This is a genomic window from Aurantiacibacter suaedae (assembly GCF_005434915.1).
In the GTDB taxonomy this organism is placed as follows: Bacteria; Pseudomonadota; Alphaproteobacteria; order Sphingomonadales; family Sphingomonadaceae; genus Alteraurantiacibacter; species Alteraurantiacibacter suaedae.
In genome coordinates, this window is record NZ_SKCG01000003.1 from 1 (window position 1) to 24,985 (window position 24,985).

Consider the following 24,985-nt stretch of genomic DNA (forward strand, 5'->3'; position numbering starts at 1 on the left):
ATTGGGCTGTACCGAAATGCAGGGCTTCTTGTTTTCGAAGGCCTGCTCCGCCGCAGATCTCGCAACGCTATTCAAGTCCCACAAAATCCGGCCTCATACTGAGAGCTGAGGTCATCAAGCGCCCACGCCGCAAAATGTACCGAGAGGAGACTGGCGGATTTCGGTCGCCGAAGCTCAAAAGCTGCCTTTCAGGAAACGACCCGGTTGAAGGCAATACGCTCGGGCTGGGTTGCTAGGAAGCGACGCCGGGCTCGCCTTCTCTTCCGATCGACACCTTGTGCTCGCGCTTGCTCTCGGAGAACGGCCTCAAGGCCTCTGGGATCACCTGCCGAAAGCCGCAGCAACCATAGGAATGACGGAAAATATGCATGACAAACAAAGCCACGACTTTGTACCTTCGCCTTGTACCCTGGCGAGGCTCAAAGCGCAGTAAATCCGTTATTTTCTGAAGAATCAGCCCTTTGGAAAAGGCTGGTGCGCTTACAGGAACCGCAAAGGTGGCTGGGAGTGCCTAAATTGCAGCCTTCTATGAGTTTCGATTTTGAATTGGCCCCTAAAGCGGCCCCCTAAAATCGTGGATTGGAGCGAACACGTGCGGCCAAGGATGGCCCCCGGCCCGGCCGCATCTGGGATGGGCGGGGGAGCAGCACCTTTGAACCCCTCACCAGTTTCACGGATTATTGCGAGCAGCGTCCCGGCTCTTCATAAGTTTGGAGTTATCTATACCGCGTCGAATATGCCGAGCGTTTTACTCGCCTGCCCGCTAGTTTGCCAATGTTCCTACGGAAAGAGGCGAACACGAATGAATACGGCATATCTTCTGACGGTACGGGAAACCTGCGATGCGCTGCGGATCGGGCGCACGAACGTCTATCGCCTGATAAGCGAAGGCCAGTTGAAGGTGGTCAAGATCGGGAGCGCCACCCGCATCACAACTGCAAGCATCCGGGCGCTTGTCGGCGCGGATGCGGGCGAGGCGGCGAATGATTGACCCGCTGGCGAACCCGATAGAGGATATTGTGCGTGCGCGGCTGGATTGGGACGCGCCGCTAAGCCTGTGGTGCTGGCAGACGGCCACCGAAACCTTGCTGGAAATCGGGGTGGAGGTGCCGACGCATGGGGACGCCGCTAAGGCGGGCGCTGTGATCCGAAGGATGAACGGCGGGTATTCTCGGCGCAGTAATGGCCACAATCTGTCGCTTGTGCCGCCGAAATCGGACGCCTTGCATTCCTACGACGATAACCCCGAATGGACCGAGGCCGATTTTGCGAAGGCGCGCACCGCTGCCGAGGCATTCCCGCCTGCGGTGATCGGAGCATTCGGCAAAGGTAAACCGGCCCGTCCAGCCGGCAATCGCAAGCCGAACGCTAAGCAATCAGCGAAGGGCCGCGATGTGGTGAGCGAAACGGGCAGAGCATTCTATTGTGGCATCGTCGAGCGGGGCGAGGATAGCTTTTATATCAGCTTCCCCAATCTGCCGGTCTGTGTTGCCGCCGCCGACGATATGCAGGCGCTCGCCACGAGCGCGGAGGCCGTGTTAAAGCTGCACCTGTCTGGAATGCTGGACCACGGCGAAAGCCTGCCCGCGCCAAGCGACCCGCTGGCAATCGAGGCAGACCCGGACGTTACCGAGGTCGCGCTCCTCATGGTTGGCGCTGACGTGACGCAATCGAAGGTGCGCGTTAACGTGATGTTTGACCGGGCGTTGCTGGCCGCCATCGACGCGGCGAGCGCCAACCGCTCGCGCTTTCTGGCGGACGCGGCACGCGAGAAGCTGGCCGGGGTGGTAGAGCATGACGCCAAAGGGATTGCAGGCAGCCCGCAAGTTGAGTGCGATGACGACGAAAAACGTTTCGGAAGCGGCTAGGAAGGCCGACTGCGCCTAAGCCCAATGCCGAGAAGTGCCATTAGCGGCGCTTTCCGGTAATTTCCTTCTGCGTGGCCTTAATCTCCGCGATTGCTTTATCTGCTTCCTCGTGCCTCAGCCGTTTTTGCTCAGCTTTGTATTTGCCATATTCAAGTTCGGCGTGGCGCTTAGCATCTACCATCTTCACACGGCCGCCGCCTCGCAAAACGACACGACCGAGGCCTCTTAGTTGTGTATCAAAAAGACTGGACGCTTCATCCATCGTCCTTAGCCGTCCCATATCCATTTGGTCTTCAAAGATATCTAGCAGGATCACAGTAAGGCGATTAAGTTCTTTGATTTCGGACTCGCCGAGAAAATTTTTTGAAACAGTGACGTCTGCCTTTCGGATGTTCTCGTTCGGCCAAGTTCGCAAACCCATATTGGGCTCTTTAGCGTTGGCTCGCGCTCGCAACACTTCCGCAGGAGTGTTCGAGCAAACTGCGTGGACGAGCTTTGCTTGTGTATTGCGGTAAAACTCATGCCACTCATCAGACTGGCCATCATAGTCCTGGCACATTGCACAGATAGAGCGAAGCTCTCGATAGACATTCGCCTCATCCGCACGAATGTCGCGGATAATCTCTTTCAGTTCCGCGATACGATCTCGGTTCTCCGGAGCCTTCAAGCGCGGTGCATCCACAACAAATCCCTTCGTGGCGAATTGAACGAGCTTCTCGGTTGCCCATCTGCGGAAAAGGGTGGCTTGCTTGGAGGCGACACGGTAGCCAACCGATATAACCATATCCAAACTGTACAACTTTACAGGCTTGGTCGAGGTAGCAATTTGCGCTTTATGCAAATTGCTCTCGTCAAGCTCACCCTCATCCAAAATGCTGTTGATGTGTCGGGATATCGTCGAGACGTCACGCCCAAAAAGCTCAGCGATCTGCGCCTGTGTCATCCACAGGCTATCACCCTCGTAGCTGACTTCTACGTGGGTGCCAGTTCCATCACCGTAGATTAGAAACCGACTGCCGGTGCTCTCATCTTCATGAAGCTGTACGGGCTCTAAGTTTGACATGCTACCTCGCGAATCGAACGAATAGAGAACGTACGAGGCCCCATCTGAGACGCCAAGGGATCGCAAACGTTTTCCACCGGCGCATTTCGCCAGCATCATACCGCCCGACGGCTGACCCGCCACCGATCTGGGACGAATGACCCGGCCGCCGCGCCGGGTTTTTCACGTCCGCCCCTCGCGCCAGTGCGTTTAAACGCCGCGCCCACCGCCGCCGGCCGGCCCGGCCCTCGCGCCAGCGGGAAGCATAGGCCGGCGAGGGGGTGCGGGGTGTAGGGTTGCCTACACCCCGCCGCCATCGGTCTAAATGACGGGAATTGCGGGGGAAAGCGCGCGCAGGGGTGGCAGGGGGTGTAGGGGGTGCAGCAACTTTCCCATGTTATCCCCTGTTTCCCCCTCTCCCTTTTAAACTTAGTAAAGCTTCTAAAAGCCTACACCCCCCTACACCCCGCCCCCTTCTAAGTCTTAAGTGTCTGATTTAATGGAAACGCTTTGGGGGTGTAGGCTATCAAGCAGCCCACACCCCGCCTACACCCCTGACCGCGCCGCGCCTTATAGATAACTCGCGGCATTCGCGATTCAGGTTGCCGTCAACAATCTTTAGAACCGTCGGGCATTCAATGAGGGGCACCGATGGCAACGCCGGACAACTTCCGAGAAATCGCGGACGTGATTGGCGAGGATAACGCCGTGCGGCTTATCGAGGCGCTGCCCACCTATCGCGAGCGGGCTAGCAACTATTCGAGCGAGCGCGCCTTGCTCTATGTGCCCAAGCGCATCCGGCCCGATCATCACCTTGCGAAAATTCTAGGGCAGGAACTTGCGGACAAGCTGGCCGAGGGTTTCGGCGGGGAAATGCTCAAGCCTGCCAACGCGCGGACGGCTCGCCGAATTGTCCGCGACAAGCTGATTAGACGCCGGGCGAATGACGGGGGCGCGCGCATTCCCGACCTGTCGCGCGCCTTCCACCTGACCGAGCGCCAAATTCGCAACATCGTGAGGCGGCGCGAGGTGGTGGGCCATCAGTTATAGCGCTGGCGATGAAACAAACTGCGTGTCGGCTGGAACCGGCAGTGTTGAATGAGGTGCGCCAGCTGCCAACGGGATAGCGCCGCACAAGGCGACGCGAACCGGGGGAGCGGGACAACGCGACTGGCGCGCCCCGCCGAGCCGTCGCCGCTCTGGAAATCGGCCGGCAGGAATAACGCGAATATCCGGCCATGCCCGGCCTAGCGAACTGACCCGGTTTTGGGATGATAGTTGCACTCGTCCAACCGCGCGCGGAGCCGGTTGCCCGCAAATTGGCTAGGCTGGCCGGGAGTGCGACGGTTTGGTGCGGTCGTTATTTCGCCGCCCTTCTTGAAGTCGAACGCCATCGCGCGAAGCGTGTTGCCAAGGTCATGGCGGCCCCATGCATCGGCGTCCTGTGCTGCTTCAAACAGCACCGCAACAACGCAGTCGCGGGTCACGCGGTTGCTGCCTATTCTTTGCGATATATGCCGTCATCAGGTCTTTCCTTCTCATTATGCGCACGGCTTTGCTGTCCGGGCCGTGGCAGGTCCGGTTGACGGGGAAGGTCCCCGGCGATTGTGATGTTAAGGTTTCGGGCGCTTCCGGTTGGCGAGCGCGCCCGCTAGGCTATCGGGCTATCCCGTGCCGCGCTCTGGGAATGGCACGATCTCGGCGCCGTTGCGGAGCGTATCGAGGTGGTCGCTCCACCATTGGGCCATCTCCACCCGCTCTTCCCAGCGCTCGCCCCGGTCGTAGGGCCTGCGTGATCCGTCGTTCTCGACATGGGCAAGCGCGCGTTCGATAGCGTCTGGCGACCACTTGCCGCTTTCGTTCAGCAGCGTGGAGGCCATGGCGCGGAAGCCGTGGCCGGTCATTTCGTCGCTGGAATAGCCCAGCCGTCGCAAACCGGCGTTGATAGTGTTTTCGCTCATGGGCCGGGTGCGGGTGCGCACCGAGGGAAAGACGTAGCCAGCCAGGCCGGTGATGGACCGTATCTCTTGCAAGATCGCCACAGCCTGCCGCGAGAGCGGTACGCGGTGGTCCCTGCGCATCTTCGTTTTCTCGGCTGGGATGATCCACAGGGCATCGTCCAGCGCGATTTCATCCCATTGGGCGTGGCGCAGTTCGCCGGGCCGCACAAACACGTGAGGAGCCAATTGTAGCGCCAGCCGGGTAATGCCCATGCCTTCGTAGCCGTCAATCGAGCGTAGCAACTCTCCGACTCGCACCGGATCAAGGATGGCGGCGAAGTGCTGCACCTTGGGCGAAGTCAGGGCGCCGCGCAGGTCGCGGGTAGGATCGGACGCCAGCCGGGCCGTGGCGATGGCGTGGCGGAACACGCGGCTGGCGAGTTGGAGTAAACGGTTGGCGGTTTCGTGCTTGCCCCGCACATCGAAGCGCCGAACCACTGCCAACACCTCTGGGGCGGTAATGTCCGACACGGGGAGGGTGCCGAGCGCAGGATTAAGGACTGACAGGAAGTATTCCGTTTTCTCGACCGTGCGCGGGGCCATGCCCTCGCGCTTGCGCTTTTCGAGCAGTTCCTTGGCGATTTCCCCGAAGGTGTGGCCAGCCGCTTCCCGTGCCCGCAGCTTCGCGCGCTGCTTCTCCCGCGACGGGTCTTGACCGTCGGCAATCAATTCGCGCGCCTCATCGCGCTTCTGGCGGGCCTTGCTTAGGCTCACATCTGGATAGGCGCCAAGGCTCAGTTTCTTTTCGCGGCCGTGGATCCAGTATTTCACCTTCCAAAGCTTCCCGCCGCTCGGTTGGACCAAAAGGAATAGCCCCCGCTCGTCGCCCATTTTGTAAGGCTTCGCGCGTGGCTTGGCGTTCCTGAGCGCAATGTCGGTCAAAGGATGTGGCCGCGCCCTTCCGAAATATCCGCCCCAAGGTGGGGGCCAATTGACGGGACCGCTTTCGGCTGGCCCCCGGCTTGGCCCCGTTTGGGGGCCAGATGCTGGCGGACGCGTTCGAACGCTGGCGGTCGCTAAAGCCGCAAATGTCAGGGATTTCCGGGGGTGTCCAGCCGGGAACGAACGTCCGTGAACTGGAAAATGGTGCCGCTTACAGGACTCGAACCTGTGACCCCATCATTACGAATGATGTGCTCTACCAACTGAGCTAAAGCGGCGCTCATCGTCCTTTAGGTTCACACGCAGCGGGCCGCAACGCGCAAACTTACAAGGAAGTGGAGGCCCGAGCCGGAATCGAACCGGCGTGCAAGGATTTGCAGTCCTCTGCGTAACCACTCCGCCATCGGGCCGGAAGGCGCGCCAACTAGCGAATGCCGGAGCTTTGCGCAATGCCTTTGATTGCTTGCAGCATCTTTCTCGCTCCCGTGCGCAATCGGGCGAACGCAAAAGGGGCGCCAGTTTCCTGACGCCCCTTTTGATATGGTGTTGAAGAGTTCGCTCAGATCTTGTCGCCGAGCGCGCCTTCTACTTCACCCTTCAGATTTTGGGCCTGACCCTTGGTCTTCTGCGCCTTGCCTTCAGCGCGGGTTTCCGGATCGTTCGACTGTTCCTTCACCGAACCCGCAACCTGGTTGCCGAGGCCCTTGGCTTTATCTGTAAGTTCACCCATTTCGGATCTCCTTCATATCGGGCAGGCAGCGTGCCTGTCTTACCCAATCAACGAGGCGAGCGAGCGCATGTTCCATCGTTGGTGAGCATTTGCGCCCAGCCGAAGGATGGGGGCGACGTACCGGGCTTGTTCGGCTGCCTATTCAGCGGCTTGCCTCGCGACTACCGGAGGCTGAGCCGCGTCCGATGCCGCCTTCAGCTTCTTTGCATAGTGCGACAGCGCAAGGATGCAGACCACGATCCCGGCAAGGCAGATGGCGGTCGCGACATAGCCATCGAGCACTGCCTGCTTGGACCCAAGAAACAGCCTTGCGCCAATAAGCGGTGCGGCCACGGCGGCGAACTTGGCCATGAAGCTGGCCCAGCCGCCGCCGGTCGCGCGCACGGCGCTGGGATAGTAGATGCTGGTGATCGAGATCACCGCCGCATGGCCCGCGCCGACCAGCACCATGCCGACCAGCACCACAGGAATGAAGGCCGGGCCGTCGAGCACGATGCCGAAGCCGAGCAGCAGCACGAAAGGAATTGCGATGAGCGGGGCAAGGATGATCCCGCCAGGGCCGCGCCGCTCGGTAAACATCAGTAGCAAAACGCCCGCGATCGCCCCGGAGATGCCGCCTATCGAGCTGATGTCGCGCGCGGTATCCACGGTCAGCCCCAGTTCCTCGAGGAAGACGACGCCGAACGCGGTCTTGAGATAGATCGAGAAGGAACTGAAGAAATAGGCAGCCCAGATCAGAGGGGTGATATAGGCCAGCCAGCCCTTGAACAGCTCTTTCATCTTGCTTAGCGGATCTTGCTTGTCGTCGGTCTTGCGTTCGTCGGAAAGGGTGAAGGCGGAGTACTCTCCAGCGCTGAACTGCGGGTCGAAGCGTGCCAGCATCGGGGCGACCTCGCTTGCCGGCTTGCCAGAGGCGACCATCCATCGGGCGCTTTCAGGCAGGAAAGTGAACAGGATAACCGCCAGCAGGGCCGTCAGTCCGCCGCAGAAGAAAAACACCATCTGCCAGCTCGGCTCGGCCATGAACGAGGGGACGGTGCCCGCCGCATAGAGCCCGGCATACCAACCACCAGGCGAGGCAAGCAGGTTGGCCGCCTGCGCCGCGCCAGCGCTGCCGATAGAGAACCCGAGCATGATGATCGTGACTGAGGTTGCGCGCATGCTCTTGGGCATCGATTCGATGTTGAGCGACCAGATCGGCGCTAGCAACCCGCCGATGGCGAGGCCGCCCAGCAGGCGCAGGGTAAACAGCAGCTCGGGCGATCCGGCAAAGCCGGTCACGAAAGTCAGCACAGCCGCGCCCAGCGTCGAAATGATGATGACCGGGCGGCGGCCGAGGATATCGGCGATATAAGAGCCGATCAGGGAGCCGATCATCTGGCCGATGAACGCGGCGGTCGAGACGTCGCCCATCTGTGCCTCGGTCAGCCCCATATCGTCGCGAATCTCGGGCAGCGTGACTGAAACGAGCGCGAAATCGAGCCCGTCGAAAAAGGTCACGAGGCAGCTGAGCAGCAGAATGTGCAGGTGGAACCTGGTGAAGGTCAGCTGTTGCAGGAACGCGGATACGTCCAGCGTTTTCGCCGGTAGAGTGGCCATGTGCGATCTTCTCCCTGACCGTAGCCCTTAGCATGCTCACGGTCTGGCTGTAGCTTAGGCCAGAAGCTTGGGCGCAATGCAAGGCGCTTTGGGCAGAGAATTGGACGCTTCGGGCACGCGCCAGCGCGATTCGTCGCAGATTTGGCTCGGCGCGCAGACGCCGCCCGGTCGGCCCGCTTCCTGCAAGAAGCAGGGCAGGTCACCGGGTGGCGTCCGCAGTATGTCAATGCGGCGTCAGGCTGCGCTCGAGTTGATACCCATGCTTTGCAGGTAGCGGCGGATGTTGCGCCCTGCCTGGCGCAGGCGCTGCTCGTTCTCGACCAGGCCAATGCGCACGTAACCCTCGCCATCCTCGCCATAGCCGACGCCGGGGGCGACTGCGACTTCGGCATGGGTGAGGAGCTGTTTGGCGAACTCCATGCTGCCCATCTCCTTCAGCGGTGCAGGGAGCGGAGCCCAGGCGAACATAGAGGCGGGCGGGGGCGGGATTTCCCAGCCCGCGCGGCCAAAGGCCTCCACCATTACGTCACGCCGCTTGTGGTAAAGCTGGCGGTTCTTCTCGACGATATCCTGCGGTCCGTTGAGCGCGGCCACGGCCGCCGCCTGCATCGGGGTGAAGGCGCCATAGTCGATATAGCTCTTCACGCGGGTGAGCGCGGCGATCAGCGTCGGGTTGCCGACGGCAAAGCCCAGCCGCCAGCCAGCCATCGAGAAGGTCTTCGACATCGAGGTGAATTCCACCGCCACGTCCTTGGCGCCGGGAACCTGCAGGATCGAGGGCGTCGGTTTGCCGTCGAAGTACAGTTCAGAATAGGCAAGGTCGGACAGGATCCAGACCTTGTGGAACTTGGCCCAGTCGACCAGCCGTTCATAGAAGGCGAGATCGACCACTTCGGCGGTGGGGTTGCTGGGGAAGTTCACCACCAGCACCGTGGGGCGCGGAACGGTGAAGTTCATCGCCTTTTCCAGCTCGTCCCAATAGCGCTCGTCGGGCGTGGTCGGCACCGAGCGGATCGAGGCCCCGGCGATGATGAAGCCGAAGGTGTGGATCGGATAGCTCGGGTTGGGGGCGAGGATAGTGTCGCCCGGCGCGGTGATCGCGGTGGCGAGGCTGGCCAGACCCTCCTTCGAACCGAGCGTGACGACCACTTCGCTTTCCGGGTGCAGCTCCACTCCGAAGCGGCGCTGGTAATAGGCCGCCTGAGCCTTGCGCAGGCCGGGGATGCCCTTCGACTGCGAATAGCCGTGAGCGTCAGGGTTCTGCGCCACTTCGCACAGCTTGTCGATCACATGCTGGGGAGGGGGCAGGTCGGGGTTGCCCATGCCGAGGTCGATGATATCGCGTCCTTCCGCTCGCGCGGCCGCTCGCATCGCGTTGACTTCGGCGATGACATAGGGCGGCAGTCGCTTGATGCGGTAGAAATCGGTATCCATGGCCTTGCTCGGCTATTTCCTTGTTGTTGATAGGGGCGGCCCTTGTGAAGCAATCGCATAGTTTGCGCAACGCGCTGCATCGGGCATCGTGCGCTTTGTGCTGCCAATCGGCGCGCAGCGCGTTATGAGGGGGATGAAGGAACCGGGGCTATGGCAACAGACGACATCCACGACGGCAAAACCGACCAGACCGGCCAGGATGTGGCCGACATATTCACCGAGATGCTACGCATTCAGGGCGAGGCGGCGCGTCAGATGATGGCCGGCTTTTCGCCCGAGGCGGCGGATTCATGGCCCGACAAGGCGGCGATCGACGATTTCGGCGCGGCAATGCTGGCGGCGCAGCAGAACTGGTTCGACATGATTATGCCGGGCGAGAACAAGCTGCCATCCGCGCTGCCCGATGCCCATCCTTCGGCCTGGTTCGATGCCATGCACAAGCTGGCGGCGACCATGCCGGCCTTCGATCTCGAAGCGCAACAGTCCATGTGGCGCGACGGGCTTGAGCTGTGGAACAACATTCTCGGCCATTACACCGAGCAGGGCAGGAGTGATGCGAATCTCGAAGCGCTCTGGCGCAATGATCGACGGTTCGCCGATCCGGCCTGGCGCGCGGAACCGGCCTTCGCGCTGATCCACCAGACCTACCTGTTAATGGCCGACCGCATTTCCGCCGCCATCGAGCGGGCGGAAGGGCTCGACGAGTTCGAGCGCGAGCAGATGAGCTTTGCTACCAAGGCAATGCTCGATGCGATGAGCCCGGCGAACTTTCCGCTGATGAACCCGGTGGTGCTCGAACGCACGATTGCCACGCAGGGCGAGAACCTCGTGAAGGGGCTCGAACGGCTGACCCACGATCTCGAAGCGGGCCAGCTTACCCACACCGACAAGAGCACCTTCAAAATCGGCGAGAATATCGCCGCCACGCCCGGCAAGGTGATCTACGAGACCGAACTGTTCCAGCTGATCCACTATACGCCGACAACCGAGAAGGTGCTCGAAACGCCGCTGCTGATCTTCCCGCCGTGGATCAACCGCTTCTACATTCTCGACCTCAACCCGAAGAAGAGCTTCGTGCGCTGGGCGCTCGAACAGGGGCTGAGCGTGCTGTTGGTGAGCTGGCGCTCGGCCGATGCGAGCCTGGCCGATATCACCATGGACGATTACGTGCGCGCGCAGATCGAGGCGATCGAGGTCACGCGCGAGCGGCTCAAGGTGAACGATGTTCACACGGTCGGCTATTGCGTCGCGGGCACCACGCTGGCGGCGACGCTGGCGGTGCTGGCGCGGCGGGGCGAGGCGGACAAGGTCGCTTCGGTCACTTTCCTCACCGCGCAGGTCGATTTCGAGCGCGCCGGGGCGTTGAAGCTCTTCGTAGACGAGGAGAACCTCGACTTCATTCGTCAGGCCAGCACCAAAGGCTATTTCGACGGGCGCTATATGGCGGCAACCTTCAACCTGCTGCGCGGCACGGACCTGATCTGGAACTACGTCGTAAACTACTATCTGCTCGCCGAAGACTATCCCGCCTTCGACCTGCTGTACTGGAATGGCGACGTTACCAACCTGCCCGCCAAGTGGCATGAAGCCTACCTCACCAATCTCTATCGTGACAATCTGTTGGTGGTGCCCGATGCGCTGTCGGCGGATGGCACGCCGATCGATCTCACGCGGATCACCACGCCTGCCTATGTGCAGGCTGGGCGGGAAGACCATATCGCGCCGCCCGAAAGCGTGTTCGAGATCACGCGCCACCTCGCCGGGCCGCTGCGGTTCGTGCTGGCTGGCAGCGGGCACATCGCCGGGGTGGTAAATCCACCCGCTGCGGGCAAGTATCAGCACTGGACCGGCCCCGAAGGCGCAGAAAGTCTCGATCAATTTGTCGCCTCGGCGAGCGAGACGAAGGGCAGTTGGTGGCCCGACTGGTTCGCCTGGATCGAGCAGCTGCGGCCCGCCGAGGTGAAGGTGAAAGGCGCGCGCAAGCCGGGCGGCAAGACAAACCCTGCCATCGAGAATGCGCCCGGGCGTTACGTACGGCAGCGCTAGCGCCGCTCTACACTCGGCTCCACTTATTGTGCGCTGCACAAAAGTTCCTTGACAAACGCGATCTGATACCTTATTTGTGCACTGCAACAAAGTGATTTGACCGCCTGTCGCGGATGAGTCGGCAGCCGGTAGTCGCAGAAGCGAGGTATCGATGGCAAACGAGCCCAGCAAGAAAGACCCCAGCTCCGAGGCAGCCGCCGAAAAGGCCTATGCCGATGCTGCTGACAGTGCGAAGCCGAAGGCAGAAGCGGTGGCCGAGAAGGCCAAGGCAGAACCGACTCCGCAAGCGCAGGAAAAGCCTGCTGCGAAGGTGGCTCCGGTTAAGCCAGAGCTCGCCAAAGCAGCCCCTTCCAAGGCTCAGACCGCCAAGGCGGAGCCTGCCAAGAAGGCTCCGGCGAATAGGGCTGCGGCCAAGAAGTCTGCGGCAAAGCCGCTGAAGCCGAAAGCTTCGGTCGCGCCCAAGGCACCGGTTGCCGCACCTCCCAAGGCCCCCGTTGCAGCCAAGGCACCGGCCAAGCCCGCCTCTGCCAAAGCTGCTTCGAATACCAAGCCCACCGTACCCAGCGCTGCCCCCAGCGTCACCGAATTGAAGGAAAAGATCATGACCACCAACGATTTTACCGCCACGATGACCGAAACCATGAGCGGCACCGTTGCCGAAGTGCAGGCCAAGATGCAGGAAGCTTACGAGAAGAGCACCAGCATGGTCACCGAGATGACCGAGTTCGCCAAGGGCAATGTCGATGCCATGATGGAATCGGGCAAGATTCTGGGAGAAGGCGTGCAGGGCATGGGCAAGTCCATGGCTGACGATGCCAAGTCGGCTTACGAGACCGCCACGGCCGACATGAAGGAAATGGCTTCGATCAAGAGCCCGACCGAGCTGTTCCAGCTGCAGGGCAAGATCATGCGCCGCAACTTCGATGCCATGATGGCCAATGCCTCGAAGGGCACCGATGCAATGATGAAGCTCGCCAACGACAGCGTTGCCCCGCTTAGCGGCCGCGTGAACATGGCTGCCGAAAAGATGTCGAAGGTTGCCGCCTGAGGCACCTTTTTACGATCAACCGGCTACCGACCTCTCCTCCTCTCCCCGGTAGTCGATTGGGCCGGGCGATCCTTGCGATCGCCCGGCCTTGATCGTTTTTGGAGCCCTACCAAAGCCATTCGGCTCTCGCGCTTAACCGACAGGTAAGCTGCGCCTGACAACAAAATGCTCATGCCCGACTTGCAGCGGAGCCATGCGATACGATATTTGGTGTCAACAATGACCAGCCCCGATCTCCCTCGTGCCGTATCAGACGGCTCCGACCGTGCCCTGGCGGCCCTGATTCCCCATGCGGGCCCGGACCGTGACGATGAGGGCGATTCCGGCGGCGGCTCGGGTCAGGCCGCGCTTGCCACCAAGACGCGCGCCAAGCCGAAGAAGCCGAGCCAGTACAAGGTGCTGCTGCTCAACGACGACTATACCCCGATGGAATTCGTGGTGATGGTGCTCAAGCGCTTCTTCAAGATGGACCTTGAGCAGGCGACGCGGGTGATGCTGCATGTTCACCAGCGCGGCGTCGGCGTCTGCGGCATTTTCCCTTATGAGGTGGCCGAAACCAAGGTGAATCAGGTGATGGATTGCGCCCGCGAGAACGAGCATCCGCTGCAATGCACGCTCGAAAAGGCGTGACCCTCGCGCCACGGGCGACGCGCTGTCCGACCGGTGCAGCGCTTAGGGCATGACCGCGGCATAATTAGCCGCTAAGGCCAGCACGCCCCATATTGCAGCAGCTAAGCTATTGTCCCGCTTCATCACCTCCGTTGATCGCTATATTTTCCGCCTCGTGGTGGTGCCGATGGTCGGGGTGTTCCTGCTCGCGGCGAGCCTGCTGCTGCTGGAAAAGATGCTGCGCCTGTTCGAGTTCGTCTCGCTCGAGGGCGGACCGGTGGGCGTCGTCTTCAAGATGCTGCTCAACCTGATCCCGGAATATGCTGGGCTGGCAATCCCGCTAGGGCTGATGCTCGGCATCCTGTTTGCGTTCCGCAAGCTGGCGACATCGAGCGAGCTGGACGTAATGCGAGCGGTGGGCTGGTCTTACACCCGACTGTTGCGCGTACCCTATCTCATCACGCTGGTGCTGCTGGGGTTGAATTTCGCCATCGTTGGGTATCTCCAACCCAAGGCGCGCTTTGCCTACCAGGAGATGGAATTCGAGCTTCGGTCTGGCGCGCTGGGCGCTTCGATCCGGGTCGGCGAGTTCAACGCCATCGAAGACCGCGTGGCGCTGCGCATCGAGGCGAGCGAAGACAGTGGGCGCCGTCTGCTCGGCATTTTCGCGCGCCTGGCGGACGATAACGGGCAAGTGCTGTCGATCTCGGCGCGCGAGGGGCGGTTCCTCGCCAATCGGGAAGATCGCAACACGATCATCCTGCGGCTGGCCGATGGCACCATCATTCACGACGTGGCGGACGGCCCGCCGCGTGTGCTCAGCTTCAGCCAGCACGACCTGCCTATCGACCTTCCCGCGCTGGAGGATTTCCGCGCCCGCGGGGCGGACGAGCAGGAGTATGTCCTGCCCGAGCTGCTGAGGATCGGCTGGAGCCCCGAGAGCAGCGCCGACGTGCGCGCGGCCAGTCAGGCCAATTTCAACTTCCGCATGGTGGAGGTGGTGATGATGATCCTCCTGCCGCTGATGGCGCTAGCGCTTGCGATCCCGCCCAAGCGCTCGACCTCGTCGCTGGGGGTGTTCGTTTCCATCGTGATCGTGGTCGCCTATCACAAGGTGAACCAATATGGCGCGGAGGTCGCCGCCATCGGCCGGGTCGATCCGTTCCTGGCGCTTTGGGGGCCGTTCGCCGTGCTCGCGGTGATGATCTTGTGGATGTACTATCAGGTCGCCTTTGTGCCCGGCGGCCAAGCGCTGGGCGTGCTTGAGAGGCTCTTTGCCAAGCTGGGCAAGCGGGTGAAGAAGCTGTTCGGGACCAACCGGCGCAAGGCCTTGCGGCTCTCGGACGCAGAGGATGAGGGATCGTTGGGTGCTGTTTGACTTCTTCCCGTCGCGCCAGCTGACCTGGTATCTGGCCAAGACCTTCGCGGTCCGCATCATTGCCGTGCTCGGCATGCTGGTGCTAGTGCTGCTGATGCTCGACCTGCTGGGCGAGACGGGCGACATTCTGGCTGCGCCCGGCAATGGCGAGCCAGAACTCCTGCGCTATGCCTCGCTGCGCCTGCCGCAGCTGATCGCGCGGTTCCTGCCCTATTCGGTGTTGCTAGCCACGATCATCACCCTGGCAGCGATGAACGCCAATTCCGAGGTAGTTGCGATGAAGGCGGCGGGGCTTTCCGCGCACCAGATTCTCGCCCCTTTGCTGCTCACGGCGGCGGTGGTGGCTGCGACGAGCTTTGCCTTCAACGAGCGGGTGGTGACGCGCTCGACCATGACGCTCAAGGCGTGGCAGGAAGTCGATTATGGCACCATCACGCGCGAGCCTGACGCACGCACGAACGTCTATTTCAACGATGGCAACGACGTGCTGATGGCATCGGTGATGAGCGGGCGGGGTGCGCGCAGCGTGCTCACCCGTGTGACCTACTACGAGCGCGACGATGCCGGGATGATTGCCCGCCAGATCCGCGCCGACCGTGCGACCTTTGCCAACCCCGGCTGGGCGCTGGAGGGCGCACGGGTGTTTACCGTGGCCACCGCCACAGAGAAACCCCTGCCCGATGGAACCGTGGTGGCCCCTGGCGTCACGCTCGCGCAAACAGAGCTGCGCCGAGTCGATCCCGATAGCGAGCCGCTGCCGCAGCTGACCGACAGTATCGATGCTTTGGAATCTGCCGGTCGCCGCACCGCCGAGCTGGAGGCCAAGTGGTGGCACAAGATTTCGGGGCCGTTGTCGGCGGTGCTGATGCCCCTGCTGGGCGCGGTCGCAGGCTTTGGCCTCGCGCGTTCGGGCCAGCTGCTCGCGCGTGCGGTGCTCGGCATGGCGCTGGGCTTTGCCTATTTCGTGGTCGACAATGCCGCGCTCGCCATGGCGAGCTTTGGCGGATACCCGCCATTGCTGGCGGCCTGGGCGCCGTTCTTCCTGTTCCTGTTCGTGGGCGAAACGGTGCTGGTCAGGACCGAGGAATAAGCGTCCTGTTTGGAACCGTGCTCTAGGGCACCCGTTGCCATCTCAAGCAACGGAGAAAACTCTTATGACGCTCAAACTGCTTTCCGCTACCAGCGCCGCCGCTCTGCTGGCTTTGGCTGGGTGTTCCGACGAAGTGCCAGCCGGCGAGGTAGAAGAGACCATCGACCAGCCCGATCCGGATCTGCGCGAAGAGGTTGTCGATATGCCCGCCGATCCGGGCACGATCGAAACGCGTGAGAAGATCGAGGACGATATCGAAGAGGATATGTCTGACGAGCCGAATTGATCGGCTTGCCAAAGCAGGGTTTATCCGCGCCTTCCCATCGTGCCGCGCGCAATCCGCATTACCAGCACCACCAGACCAGGATGAGACGCTTCCTCGTAAGTAGAGGTGGGGCCAAGCTTGGCTGAAAGCCGTTCGTGCGCCACTGGCAGCGAATGGTAGGGTAGGCTGGGCAACAGGTGGTGCAGGGCATGATAGCGCAGGCCCACGGGAGCCCACAGCGCGCCGATCTTCGTATGGACATTCACCGAGTCGAGATACTGCGCGGTGACGGTCATCGCGTCGCCCTCGTTCTCCCAAAGATGCGCCACCAGCGTGCGCAGCTGGTTGAAGGTCGCCACCGCAGAGGTGACCGCAATCGCCACCAGCAGCGGCTTCCAACCCAACCAAAAAGGCGTGCTGAGCAGGAACATCGCCCATAGGCTCGCCCCGATCTGCTGGAACAGGAACCAGCCGCGCTCCTTCTCCTCGGGTGGACGGCGGCGGAACACCGGATTGATAGACAGCGAAGAGAACCGCTCCCATGCCGCCCGGCGCAATGACGGGATCACGAGGCCCAGCGGTGCGATCACACCCCAGCGTAGCAGCAGCCCGATCGGGGCCAGCGCCGCGACCAGCACAAACAGAGGAAGCGTCCAGGGCTTCATCAGCGCCAGCGCTTTGTATTCAGGATCTTCCACAGTGCCGTAGCGCGTGCGCGAATGGTGGAGCGTGTGGACGTTCTCGTACATCAGGCTCGGCGTAAGCAGCGGAATGCCGACCAGCAGGTTCCACGCGGTGCGGAACCCGGGCAGTGCATCGCGGTGGAGGTGCGTAAGTTCGTGAATGAACAGCAGCGCACGATAGAGCGGGAATACCGCCAGCACACCGCAGGCAACGGCGAGCGGCACGTTGTCGAGCAGGATTGCAGCGGCAAGCAGACCATAGCCGATCAGCGCTGAGCAGAGCATGTCCGGCCAGTATATCTCAGGCCGCGCCACATTGATGTCACGCGTCAGCTCGGCGGCGGCGCGCAGCATCGCCTTGTCATCGGGGATTTGCGCATGCACGCGGCGGCGGGCAGCCTGGCTGCCGCTCTGCGCGGGCTCGATGGTGGTCGTGGCATTCATCTGCATGGTCTTTTCGAATAGATTTCCCGTCGCCTTAGCGCATATGGGCCTTGCGCGCCATTATGTGGCGCTGCACTGGCCCTTCATGCACATACCGGGCTTATGCCCGATGAACGAAAGGCGGTATTTGTGACCGATCAAATAAGTGTCACGCCGGTGAGCGGCAAGGCCGAGTTGAAGGCTTTTGTCGAATGCGCCTACGAACTAAATGCTGGCGATCCCAACTGGGTGCCGCCGCTGCGCGCCGACATGATCGAACTGCTGACCCCCGGCAAGAACCCGTTCCACGAACATGCGCGGATGCAGCTCTTCCTCGCTCGCCGCAATGGCAAGGTGGTGGGGCGCATCTCCGCCCATATCGATGAACTCGCGCTTGAACAGCCGGTGGAGCAGGGCATGGGGCCGGGCACGGGCAACTGGGGCCTTATGGAGGCCGCCGACGAGGCCACCATGGCCGCATTGATCGCGGCTGCGGAAGACTGGCTGCGCGGGCAGGGGATGACCCGCGTGCTGGCGCCGATCAGCCTCTCCGTGTGGGAAGAGCCCGGCCTGCTTACCAAGGGGCAGGATCATCCGCCGATGGTCATGATGGGGCACAACAAGGCTGATTATCAGGCCTGGATCGAGGGGCAAGATTATAAGCTCGCCAAGCGTCTTTTTACCTATGATCTCAACGTGGCCCAGGGGTTTCCGCCGCTGATCGACCGAATCGTGAAATTGGGCGAGCGCAATCAGAAGATCACTGTGCGCAACGTTGATCCCGCGCGGTTCGACGAGGATGCCGAAATCGCCATTTCCATCCTCAACGACGCTTGGTCGAAGAACTGGGGCTTTGTTCCTTTCACCGACACCGAAAAGGAATATGCCAAGAAGAAGCTCAAGCCGCTGATTCTCGCCGGCACCAACATGATAGCCGAACTCGATGGCGAGCCGGTCGCTTTCATGCTGGCCTGGCCTGATATCAACCGCTTGCTCATCACCATGAATGGCAAGCTGTTACCGTTTAACGCGCTGCGGTTGCTGTGGTGGCTGCGCAAGCCCAAGCGAGCCGATTTCCGGGTGCCGCTGATGGGCGTGGTGAAGAAGCACCAGAATACCCGGCTGGCCAGTCAGCTGGCCTTCATGATGATCGAGTACATCCGCAGAGAAGCCGTGGGCACCTATGGTTGTGCGCGCGCGGAGGTAGGCTGGGTGCTGGAGGATAACCAGGGCATGGTCGCTATCGCCGACGCGATCGGATCGAAGTGCAACCGGGAATACAGCATTTACGAAAAGCCTTTGGTCTGAGGCGGGAGCCAAAGTGTCGTTGGCGCGTTTGTTCGGCACGGAGAAATTTAGTTGCCATCGACCTCTACAGATACCTCTGCCGACGAGCGGCCCAAGCCGGTCCGAGGGCTCGCGCATGTCTTGCTGGTGGAGGACGATGCGATCCTCGCCATGGCGCTTGAAGATGCGCTGATGCGAGCCGGAGCCGGCAAGGTCACGATCTGCGCCAGCGTAGAACAGACCATGCGAGAGTTGGACAGCGAACAGCGTCCCGATGCGATCGTACTCGACGTGCATCTGGCTGACCGCGACGACGGCTGGGCGCTGGCCGAATTGGTCACCATGCTTGGTCCGCGCCCTCCGCGCATCGCTTTTTCGACCGGATCGCCTGAGTCCATTCCGGCCAACGTTGCCGCGCTTGGCCCGGTATTCGTGAAGCCCTACGATCCTGACGATCTGGCCGCCGCTTTATCGGAAGGACCCAAGTCGGGACTGTTCACGCTGCTGCGCCGCAACGGGCGCTGATCCACCTTCACATAATGCCTCTTTGCCGGTGCGCTGGCTTGCTGCGCCTGCGCGTCCGATGCTTGGAAAAGCCTGACCGCTTAGATCAAAAAAAGGCCCCCGTCCGGTTTCGGGCGGGGGCCTAATCTTGGATCGTGTCACCGGTCGCAGGGACGGGAAGAGGGGGGTAAGCGGCGGTGACAGAGAGGAAATGCGCGTTTGTAAAGTGCGTTCCCAAAAAAATGTGCGAAGCGTAAATATTCTTGATCGAGTGGCTTTCGGGCAGGTGAATCAGGCCTTTTCGATTGGCGCTGATGATGGCACGGCGCGTGAAACAAGATGGGCTGGAACCCTCGGCGTCGATATGCGTTCAGGGCAAGTCGAAAGAGGGAATAATCTATGTCAATCGGAGCTGAAATCGCCGCGCACTTGCCGTTCCTGCGCCGCTACGCGCGCGCGCTGACGGGGTCGCAGGCGAGCGGCGATGCCTTTGTTACTGCCACGCTCGAGGCCGCATTGGCCGATGCAGAGCTGGCAGAGGAGCTGCGCGGCGGCCGTGTGCCGCTTTATCGCGCTTTCACGAAAATCTGGTCGAGCGCTGCGGTCGAGTCCGAAATGTCTTCGGGCGAGAGCATGGGGCACGAAGCAGCGGCGCAGTTGCAGCTTGGCCGCATCACGCCCGCCAACCGCCAGGCGCTTCTGCTCACCACAGTGGAAGACTTTACCTCGCAGGAGGTGGCCACGATCATGGATCTCGAGGTTTCCGAGGTGGAGGATCTGGTGCGTGATGCCATCGCCGAGATCGAGCGTGAAAGCACCACCCGCGTGCTGATCATCGAGGATGAGCCGCTGATCTCGATGCAGCTGGAAGACCTCGTGCGCTCGCTGGGCCACGAAATCTGCGGCACGGCGGCCACCCGGACCCAGGCGCAGGAATCGGTCAAGGATGTGATGCCCGGCCTCGTGCTGGCCGATATCCAGCTGGCGGACGGCTCATCGGGCCTCGATGCGGTGGACGATATTCTCGCCATCGGTTCGGTGCCGGTGATCTTCATCACCGCCTATCCGGAACGTCTGCTTACGGGCAACCGGCCCGAGCCGACTTACCTCATCACAAAACCCTTCCAGGAAACGACCGTGCGCGCCGCGATCAGCCAGGCGCTGTTCTTCGGTTCGAGCAAGCCGCTAAGCTGACGCGCGGCGCCTGCTTGGACGGGGCCGCATGAAGCGATTGAAACTCAAGCTGCAGCTTTACTGCGGCGATGAGATTGCGATGGGCCCCGGCAAGGCGGACTTGCTTGAGGCTATCGCACGCACCGGCTCCATCTCCGCCGCCGCGCGCGAGATGGAGCTGAGCTATCGGCGCGCATGGTTGATGGTCGACGTGATGAACCGTTGTTTCCAGGAAAAGCTGGTCGAAAGTACGCCCGGCGGTGGCCGGAAGGCCGGTGCCCGTGTCAGTGATGCCGGGCAGCGGGCGCTTATCGCCTATCGCGCATTGCAAGAGCGGGTGATGGGCGTGGTGCCTGCCAGCGAAGATGTGCTGCAAACGATGCTGCGCGACCGGCCGGCACCGCCCGGAGCCTAGCTATTGTCGGCTGGCTTCTTCCGGCTCGTCTGCGAAAATGCCAGCAGGCGATAGGCCAGCGCCGCTGCCACCAGCCCGCCCGCGAAGTTCGCGACCAGCTCGCCGCTGTAAACTGCGCTTGCCCCCCAGCTCGGTTGCAACAGCAGGGCGAAAGGCACCATGGCCAGCCCCACCCGCGCAAGCGAGAGCACCAGCGCCTTGGTTGCATGACCGACCGCGTTGAACGCCCCATTACACACGATGAACACGCCATAGGCGGCGTAGCCCCAGGCCGCGATCCGCAGGTAGGACGTGGCCGCCTGCCGCGTGGCCGGATCGTCGGTGAATAGCGCGGCTAGCGGGTCGCAGAAGAAGAACAGCGCGGTCGCCACCAGCAAGCCGTAGCCAAGGCAGAACAGCCCCGATTGCACCAGCGCCAGTCGCGCGCGATCATAGGCGGCGGCGCCCCAGTTCTGCCCGACGATCGCCCCGATCGAGCCCGACAGGCCGAGCAGCGGCACCACCGCGAAGGTCTGCAAGCGCCCGCCGATGCCGAACCCGCCGACCGCCGCCTCGCCCTCGCGCGCGAGCAGGCCGGTGAGGATCGCCAGGCCCAGCGGGTTGATCGAGCTGGTGAAGCTGGCGGGCAGGGCGACCCGCAGAACGTCGCGCGCGCCTTCGGCCACGTCGGCTTCGCGCAGCAGGGCGGGGCGCAGGGGGATTTCGGAGCTTTGTACCGCCCACAGCCCAACGGCCATTCCCAGCAGCCAGCCTGCCACCGTGGCATAGGCCGCGCCCGCCATACCGAAGCCCGCGAACCCGAAAGCCCCGTCGATCAGGATCGGATCGAGCACCCAGTTCGCCAGCGCAAAGCTCAGCGAGACGAGCGTGGAGCGGTTAGCCAGCCCCTGCGCGCGTAGGGTGCCGTTGAGGCCCGACAGGCACAAAAGCAGCGGGAAGCCCAGGGCATAGGGCAGCATGTACAGCCCGATCAGCCGCAGCGCTTTGCCATCGGCGCCCATCAGCGAGAACAGCGATGTCGCACCCAGCGCCAGCGCCAGAGCGATCAGCAGCCCGAAGCCGAGGCCGAGCAGGACGCCCAGCGTCGCGCAGGAGGCAGCGCGGCGCTCGTTACCTGCACCGATGGCGCGGCTCACTACCGAGGACGTTCCCACCATTACGCCAACGCCGAGGCTGGCGAGCGCGGTGCCGACAGGGAAGATAAAGCTGATTGCGGCCAACTCGGTCGCGCCGAGGCGGCCGATGTAATAGGCATCGACAATGCCGGTCGATACCATGGCCGAAACGCCGATGATCATAGGCGCGGTCTGGCGCACCAGATGGCCCGCAATGGAGCCGCGGACCAATCTTGCCTTTTCGCTCATCGAAGGCGCGATAGCCTGCGTCGCGCCGCAGCAACAGCGCTAAGTTAGGGCGCGATCATGACCTTGCATTGGCCGCTGCGCTGCTTGAGGCTTTCGAACACCTCGGGGGTGTTCGAAAGCGTGATCGTATCGGTGACCATGATACGCGGCGCGAGCGCTCCGCTTTCTAGCGCGGCCAGCGTGGCGACATATTCCTGGCGGGTGAAGAAGGCGCTGGTGACGAGCCGCACCTGCTTGCTCAGCATCGCGAACGAATTGAAAGTGTCGGGCTTGGTGCATAGACCCAGCAGCAGTATCGTGCCATCGGGGCGAACTTGCTCCACGGCCTGCGCGATTAGTCCCGGAATGCCGACGCATTCGAACACCACATCGGCAGGCCCGCCCAGCGCGCGGGTGGCGCTGCCCACCGGATCGGCCGGATCGACCACGAACGCATCGGCGCCCATTTCCATGGCCCGCTGTTCCTGATGGCGGGCGATGTCCTGCACCGCCACGCGTCCGGCTCCCATGCGCTTGGCCCAGAAGGCGACCGCCAGCCCGATCGGCCCCGCGCCGAGCACCAGCACCTTGTCGCCGGTTGTCATGCCCGACAGATTCACCCCGTGCAGCGCGACCGCCAGCGGTTCGATAATCGCGCCATCGGCAAGGGTGAGGTCGCTCGGCAGCGGCACGCACTGGTTGGGCCGCGTCACCGCATACTCGGCATAGCCGCCGCCTTGCAGCCCGAACTGCTCGCACCACTGCACGGTGCCCTTGCGGCACTGCTCGCACCGGCCGCAGCTTTTAAGCGGGATGACCGAGACGAGGTCGCCCGTTTTATATCCGCTGACATCCTTGCCGGTCTCGACCACTTCGCCTGCGAACTCATGGCCGAGGATATCGCCGTGCTGGCAGCCGTACGCGGCATCCTCGGTCATGTGCAGGTCGCTGCCGCAGATGCCGCAGCGACCGACCTTCACCACCAGCTCGCCCGCCGACGGTGCCGGATCGGGTACCTCTTCCCACTTCAAAGGGGTGTGCAGGCCCTGGAAGGTGACGGCTTTCATCGCCTGCTTACTCTTCGGAGATCTTCAGCACGGGCTTAACCACCGAGCCGTTCTCGCTCGCCTCGATCGCATCGTTGATCTCGTCGAAATCGAAATAGCCGATCAGCTTTTCGAACGGGAACTCGCCCTTCACGTGATAGTCGAGCAGTTCGACCAGGAACGAGCCGACATCGCTGTCGCCCCCCAGAATGCCCATCACGCGGCGCCCGCCGCCCATGAATTCGGCTTCGTTGAAGGTAAGGTCAGCCTTCGGATCGCTGGCCCCCACGATACCGCAGATGCCCATCGGGGCGAGCAGGCCCCAGGCGTCCTGGATGATCGTGTTGATACCGGTGGTGTCGAAGGCATAGCCGAGGCCCTGCGGCACCAGCTCCTTGATCTTGGCGATGGCATCATCCTTGCCGTTGAAAGCGTGGGTTGCGCCCAGTTCCTTCGCCAGTTCCAGCCGGCCATCGTTCAGGTCAACCGCGATAATCGGGTTCGCGCCCGCGATCTTCGCCGCCATGATCGCCGCCATTCCCACAGTGCCTGCGCCGAACACGGCAATCGGCATCCCTTCACGCACCTTCATCGAGCGCAGCACCGCGCCCGCGCCGGTCATCAGGCCGCAGCCGATCGGCGCGAGCCGTTCGAGCGGGATATCCGCGGCGCTGTCGGGCACCTTTACGGTGTTGAGCTGATGCGCGATGGCATGAGTGGCGAAGCTCGACTGGCCGAAGAAGTTGGCGTTCATCTTCTCGCCGCCCTTGAACATCACGGGTGAGCCATCGGCCCGCGCGCCGCTCCAGTTGTGCGGGAAGAAGTTGTAGCAATAGGTGGGGGCGTCGACTTCGCAGCTGGGGCAGGTGCCGCAGGAGTTGAAGCTCATCACCACCCGGTCCCCCGGCTTGGCGACGGTGACATTGCTGCCCACTTCCTCGACGATACCCGCGCCTTCGTGGCCCAGCACCACCGGATGCGGCACGGGCAGTTGCTCGTCGCGCACGGCCATGTCGGTGTGGCACACCCCGCAGGCGACCACGCGCACGCGCAGTTCGTCGGGGCGCAGATCGTCCAGCTCGACATCCTCGATGGCGAAGGGCTCGGTATTGCCACGGCAAATGGCGGCGCGGGCGGGGGTGGTCATGCTATTTCTCTCCAACTAGGACGACTTGTTATGGGGTATCTATGCCTCGTGGGTCAGCCGTTCAACGGCTTGACCGGGCCAAGCTGCATCCCGCCGTCGATCATCACATGGGCGCCGGTCATATAGCTGCCAGCATCGGAGGCGAGCAGCAGCGCAAGCGGCTTGATCTGATAGGTTTCGGCCATCCGGCCCACTGGCACCAGCTTGTCCCACGCTTCCTTCGCGGCAGGATTTTTCTTCACCCAGCCATCGCCGATATTCGTTACGAAGGGGCCGGGCGCGATGGCGTTCACGCGGATGCCATAGGCGGCCAGTTCATAAGCGGCGTGACGCATGAAGTGTTTCACACCCGCCTTCGCCGCCATGTAGGGCACGCCGACGATGGCTTCGTTGACCTCCGCCGCGTTCGACGAGGTGATAACGATCGACCCGCCGCGGCGCCCATGCGTTTCGGGGGTATTCGCCTTCATCACCCGCGCCGCCTCGCGCACGGTGCGGAACACGCCCGAAAGGTTGATATCGATGGACTTGTCCCAGCGATCTGGATCGTAAACGTCGATCTGCCCTGCGGGATTGCGCTCGTCTTCGGGGCTCCAGAACCCGTTGCCCACATCGAGCCCGGCATTGGCGAAGGCAATATCGCAACCTCCATAGGCCGCCACATGGTTGTCGAAGGCCTTGGCGACCTGCGCGAGGTCCGTCACGTCGCAGCTATCCCAGCGCGCTTCGTAACCTTCGTCGCAAAGTCGCTGCGCTTCGCGCGCTGCGCCCTCGGCGTCGATGTCGGTAAGCGTCACTTTCGCGCCCGCCTCCGCAATAGCTTCGGCATAGGCGAGGCCAATGCCCGAGGCCGCGCCTGTGACAAGGCCCGAGCGGCCGGTAAGGTCGAATTGATCGAGCGTTTTCATGCGGTCATCCTTCCAGAGCCGGAATTGCGCCGAACTTTCGAGGGAAGGGTCGCGGCCTCACCCGG

At 62.3% G+C, this 24,985-nt stretch carries 24 protein-coding genes and 2 tRNA genes; 13 read left to right on the top strand and 13 right to left on the bottom strand.

Going from position 1 to position 24,985, the window contains the following annotated elements:
• Positions 1-802 precede the first annotated feature (802 nt).
• Entirely contained in the window at positions 803-991 is a 189-nt protein-coding gene (locus E0473_RS10900) for a helix-turn-helix domain-containing protein (RefSeq protein ID WP_137680946.1), read from the top strand.
• Between the two features lie 28 nt (positions 992-1,019).
• Entirely contained in the window at positions 1,020-1,868 is an 849-nt protein-coding gene (locus E0473_RS10905) for a type II toxin-antitoxin system HicB family antitoxin (RefSeq protein ID WP_206663439.1), read from the top strand.
• Between the two features lie 40 nt (positions 1,869-1,908).
• Here E0473_RS10905 and rhuM read toward each other — a convergent pair whose 3' ends face one another.
• Positions 1,909-2,931 (bottom strand): RhuM family protein, encoded by a 1,023-nt coding sequence (rhuM, locus tag E0473_RS10910; protein WP_137680947.1) that lies wholly within the window; start codon positions 2,929-2,931, stop codon positions 1,909-1,911.
• A gap of 630 nt (positions 2,932-3,561) precedes the next feature.
• Between rhuM and E0473_RS10915 the strand changes: the two genes are divergently transcribed.
• Positions 3,562-3,960 carry a Mor transcription activator family protein gene (locus E0473_RS10915; RefSeq protein ID WP_137680948.1) on the top strand — a complete coding sequence of 133 codons (399 nt, stop codon included), beginning with the start codon at positions 3,562-3,564 and terminating at the stop codon, positions 3,958-3,960.
• Between the two features lie 197 nt (positions 3,961-4,157).
• Here the strand turns inward: E0473_RS10915 and E0473_RS10920 are convergent, their stop codons facing one another.
• The 7 genes from E0473_RS10920 to E0473_RS10950 all read right to left on the bottom strand — a co-directional run bounded on the left by E0473_RS10920 (position 4,158) and on the right by E0473_RS10950 (position 9,555).
• Positions 4,158-4,397, bottom strand: coding sequence for a hypothetical protein (locus E0473_RS10920; protein WP_137680949.1), 240 nt, complete (start codon positions 4,395-4,397; stop codon positions 4,158-4,160).
• Positions 4,398-4,574: 177 nt separating this feature from the next.
• Complete coding sequence (locus E0473_RS10925) at positions 4,575-5,792, bottom strand: tyrosine-type recombinase/integrase (protein WP_170308141.1); 1,218 nt, start codon at positions 5,790-5,792, stop codon at positions 4,575-4,577.
• Between the two features lie 202 nt (positions 5,793-5,994).
• Positions 5,995-6,070 (bottom strand) — tRNA-Thr (locus E0473_RS10930).
• Positions 6,071-6,128: 58 nt separating this feature from the next.
• A tRNA-Cys gene (locus E0473_RS10935) sits at positions 6,129-6,202 on the bottom strand.
• Positions 6,203-6,351: 149 nt separating this feature from the next.
• Positions 6,352-6,522: a CsbD family protein gene (locus E0473_RS10940; RefSeq protein ID WP_137680950.1), complete on the bottom strand. Its 171-nt coding sequence runs from the start codon at positions 6,520-6,522 to the stop codon at positions 6,352-6,354.
• A 138-nt stretch (positions 6,523-6,660) separates the two neighbouring features.
• Positions 6,661-8,121, bottom strand: coding sequence for an MFS transporter (locus E0473_RS10945; protein ID WP_137680951.1), 1,461 nt, complete (start codon positions 8,119-8,121; stop codon positions 6,661-6,663).
• A gap of 234 nt (positions 8,122-8,355) precedes the next feature.
• Complete coding sequence (locus tag E0473_RS10950) at positions 8,356-9,555, bottom strand: LL-diaminopimelate aminotransferase (protein WP_137680952.1); 1,200 nt, start codon at positions 9,553-9,555, stop codon at positions 8,356-8,358.
• Between the two features lie 150 nt (positions 9,556-9,705).
• Here E0473_RS10950 and E0473_RS10955 point away from each other — a divergent pair, with 150 nt between their 5' ends.
• From E0473_RS10955 to E0473_RS10980, 6 genes are all read left to right on the top strand, one after another.
• Complete coding sequence (locus tag E0473_RS10955) at positions 9,706-11,601, top strand: PHA/PHB synthase family protein (RefSeq protein ID WP_241657464.1); 1,896 nt, start codon at positions 9,706-9,708, stop codon at positions 11,599-11,601.
• A gap of 151 nt (positions 11,602-11,752) precedes the next feature.
• Positions 11,753-12,649 (top strand): phasin family protein, encoded by an 897-nt coding sequence (locus tag E0473_RS10960; RefSeq protein WP_137680953.1) that lies wholly within the window; start codon positions 11,753-11,755, stop codon positions 12,647-12,649.
• Between the two features lie 219 nt (positions 12,650-12,868).
• Complete coding sequence (gene clpS / locus E0473_RS10965) at positions 12,869-13,279, top strand: ATP-dependent Clp protease adapter ClpS (RefSeq protein WP_241657465.1); 411 nt, start codon at positions 12,869-12,871, stop codon at positions 13,277-13,279.
• 109 nt (positions 13,280-13,388) lie between these two features.
• A complete protein-coding gene (locus E0473_RS10970; RefSeq protein ID WP_137680954.1) occupies positions 13,389-14,636 on the top strand; it encodes an LptF/LptG family permease in 1,248 nt (415 codons plus the stop codon).
• Positions 14,626-15,726 (top strand): LPS export ABC transporter permease LptG, encoded by a 1,101-nt coding sequence (lptG, locus tag E0473_RS10975; RefSeq protein WP_137680955.1) that lies wholly within the window; start codon positions 14,626-14,628, stop codon positions 15,724-15,726. Before E0473_RS10970 ends, lptG begins: the two co-directional genes overlap by 11 nt.
• Positions 15,727-15,790: 64 nt before the next feature.
• Positions 15,791-16,012: a hypothetical protein gene (locus E0473_RS10980; RefSeq protein WP_137680956.1), complete on the top strand. Its 222-nt coding sequence runs from the start codon at positions 15,791-15,793 to the stop codon at positions 16,010-16,012.
• A gap of 20 nt (positions 16,013-16,032) precedes the next feature.
• On the opposite strand, the gene E0473_RS10985 is transcribed toward E0473_RS10980, so the two are convergent.
• Positions 16,033-17,118 carry a fatty acid desaturase family protein gene (locus E0473_RS10985; protein ID WP_137681488.1) on the bottom strand — a complete coding sequence of 362 codons (1,086 nt, stop codon included), beginning with the start codon at positions 17,116-17,118 and terminating at the stop codon, positions 16,033-16,035.
• A 102-nt stretch (positions 17,119-17,220) separates the two neighbouring features.
• Between E0473_RS10985 and E0473_RS10990 the strand changes: the two genes are divergently transcribed.
• From E0473_RS10990 to E0473_RS11005, 4 genes are all read left to right on the top strand, one after another.
• The gene (locus tag E0473_RS10990) at positions 17,221-18,405 is read left to right on the top strand and encodes an N-acetyltransferase (protein WP_137680957.1); all 1,185 of its coding nucleotides are present in this window, start codon (positions 17,221-17,223) and stop codon (positions 18,403-18,405) included.
• Between the two features lie 51 nt (positions 18,406-18,456).
• Complete coding sequence (locus E0473_RS10995; protein WP_241657467.1) at positions 18,457-18,909, top strand: response regulator; 453 nt, start codon at positions 18,457-18,459, stop codon at positions 18,907-18,909.
• A gap of 378 nt (positions 18,910-19,287) precedes the next feature.
• Positions 19,288-20,082: a response regulator gene (locus tag E0473_RS11000; RefSeq protein ID WP_137680958.1), complete on the top strand. Its 795-nt coding sequence runs from the start codon at positions 19,288-19,290 to the stop codon at positions 20,080-20,082.
• 28 nt (positions 20,083-20,110) lie between these two features.
• Positions 20,111-20,476 (top strand): winged helix-turn-helix domain-containing protein, encoded by a 366-nt coding sequence (locus tag E0473_RS11005; RefSeq protein ID WP_137680959.1) that lies wholly within the window; start codon positions 20,111-20,113, stop codon positions 20,474-20,476.
• Here the strand turns inward: E0473_RS11005 and E0473_RS11010 are convergent.
• The 4 genes from E0473_RS11010 to E0473_RS11025 are packed head-to-tail and all read right to left on the bottom strand — an operon-like array spanning position 20,473 to position 24,920.
• Positions 20,473-21,840, bottom strand: coding sequence for an MATE family efflux transporter (locus E0473_RS11010; protein ID WP_137680960.1), 1,368 nt, complete (start codon positions 21,838-21,840; stop codon positions 20,473-20,475). The genes E0473_RS11005 and E0473_RS11010 overlap by 4 nt on opposite strands.
• Before the next feature lie 44 nt (positions 21,841-21,884).
• Complete coding sequence (locus E0473_RS11015) at positions 21,885-22,886, bottom strand: alcohol dehydrogenase catalytic domain-containing protein (protein WP_137680961.1); 1,002 nt, start codon at positions 22,884-22,886, stop codon at positions 21,885-21,887.
• A gap of 7 nt (positions 22,887-22,893) precedes the next feature.
• On the bottom strand, positions 22,894-24,012 hold the full coding sequence (locus E0473_RS11020) for an NAD(P)-dependent alcohol dehydrogenase (protein ID WP_137680962.1): 1,119 nt from the start codon (positions 24,010-24,012) through the stop codon (positions 22,894-22,896).
• 53 nt (positions 24,013-24,065) lie between these two features.
• Positions 24,066-24,920: an SDR family NAD(P)-dependent oxidoreductase gene (locus E0473_RS11025; RefSeq protein WP_137680963.1), complete on the bottom strand. Its 855-nt coding sequence runs from the start codon at positions 24,918-24,920 to the stop codon at positions 24,066-24,068.
• Positions 24,921-24,985: the final 65 nt, after the last annotated feature.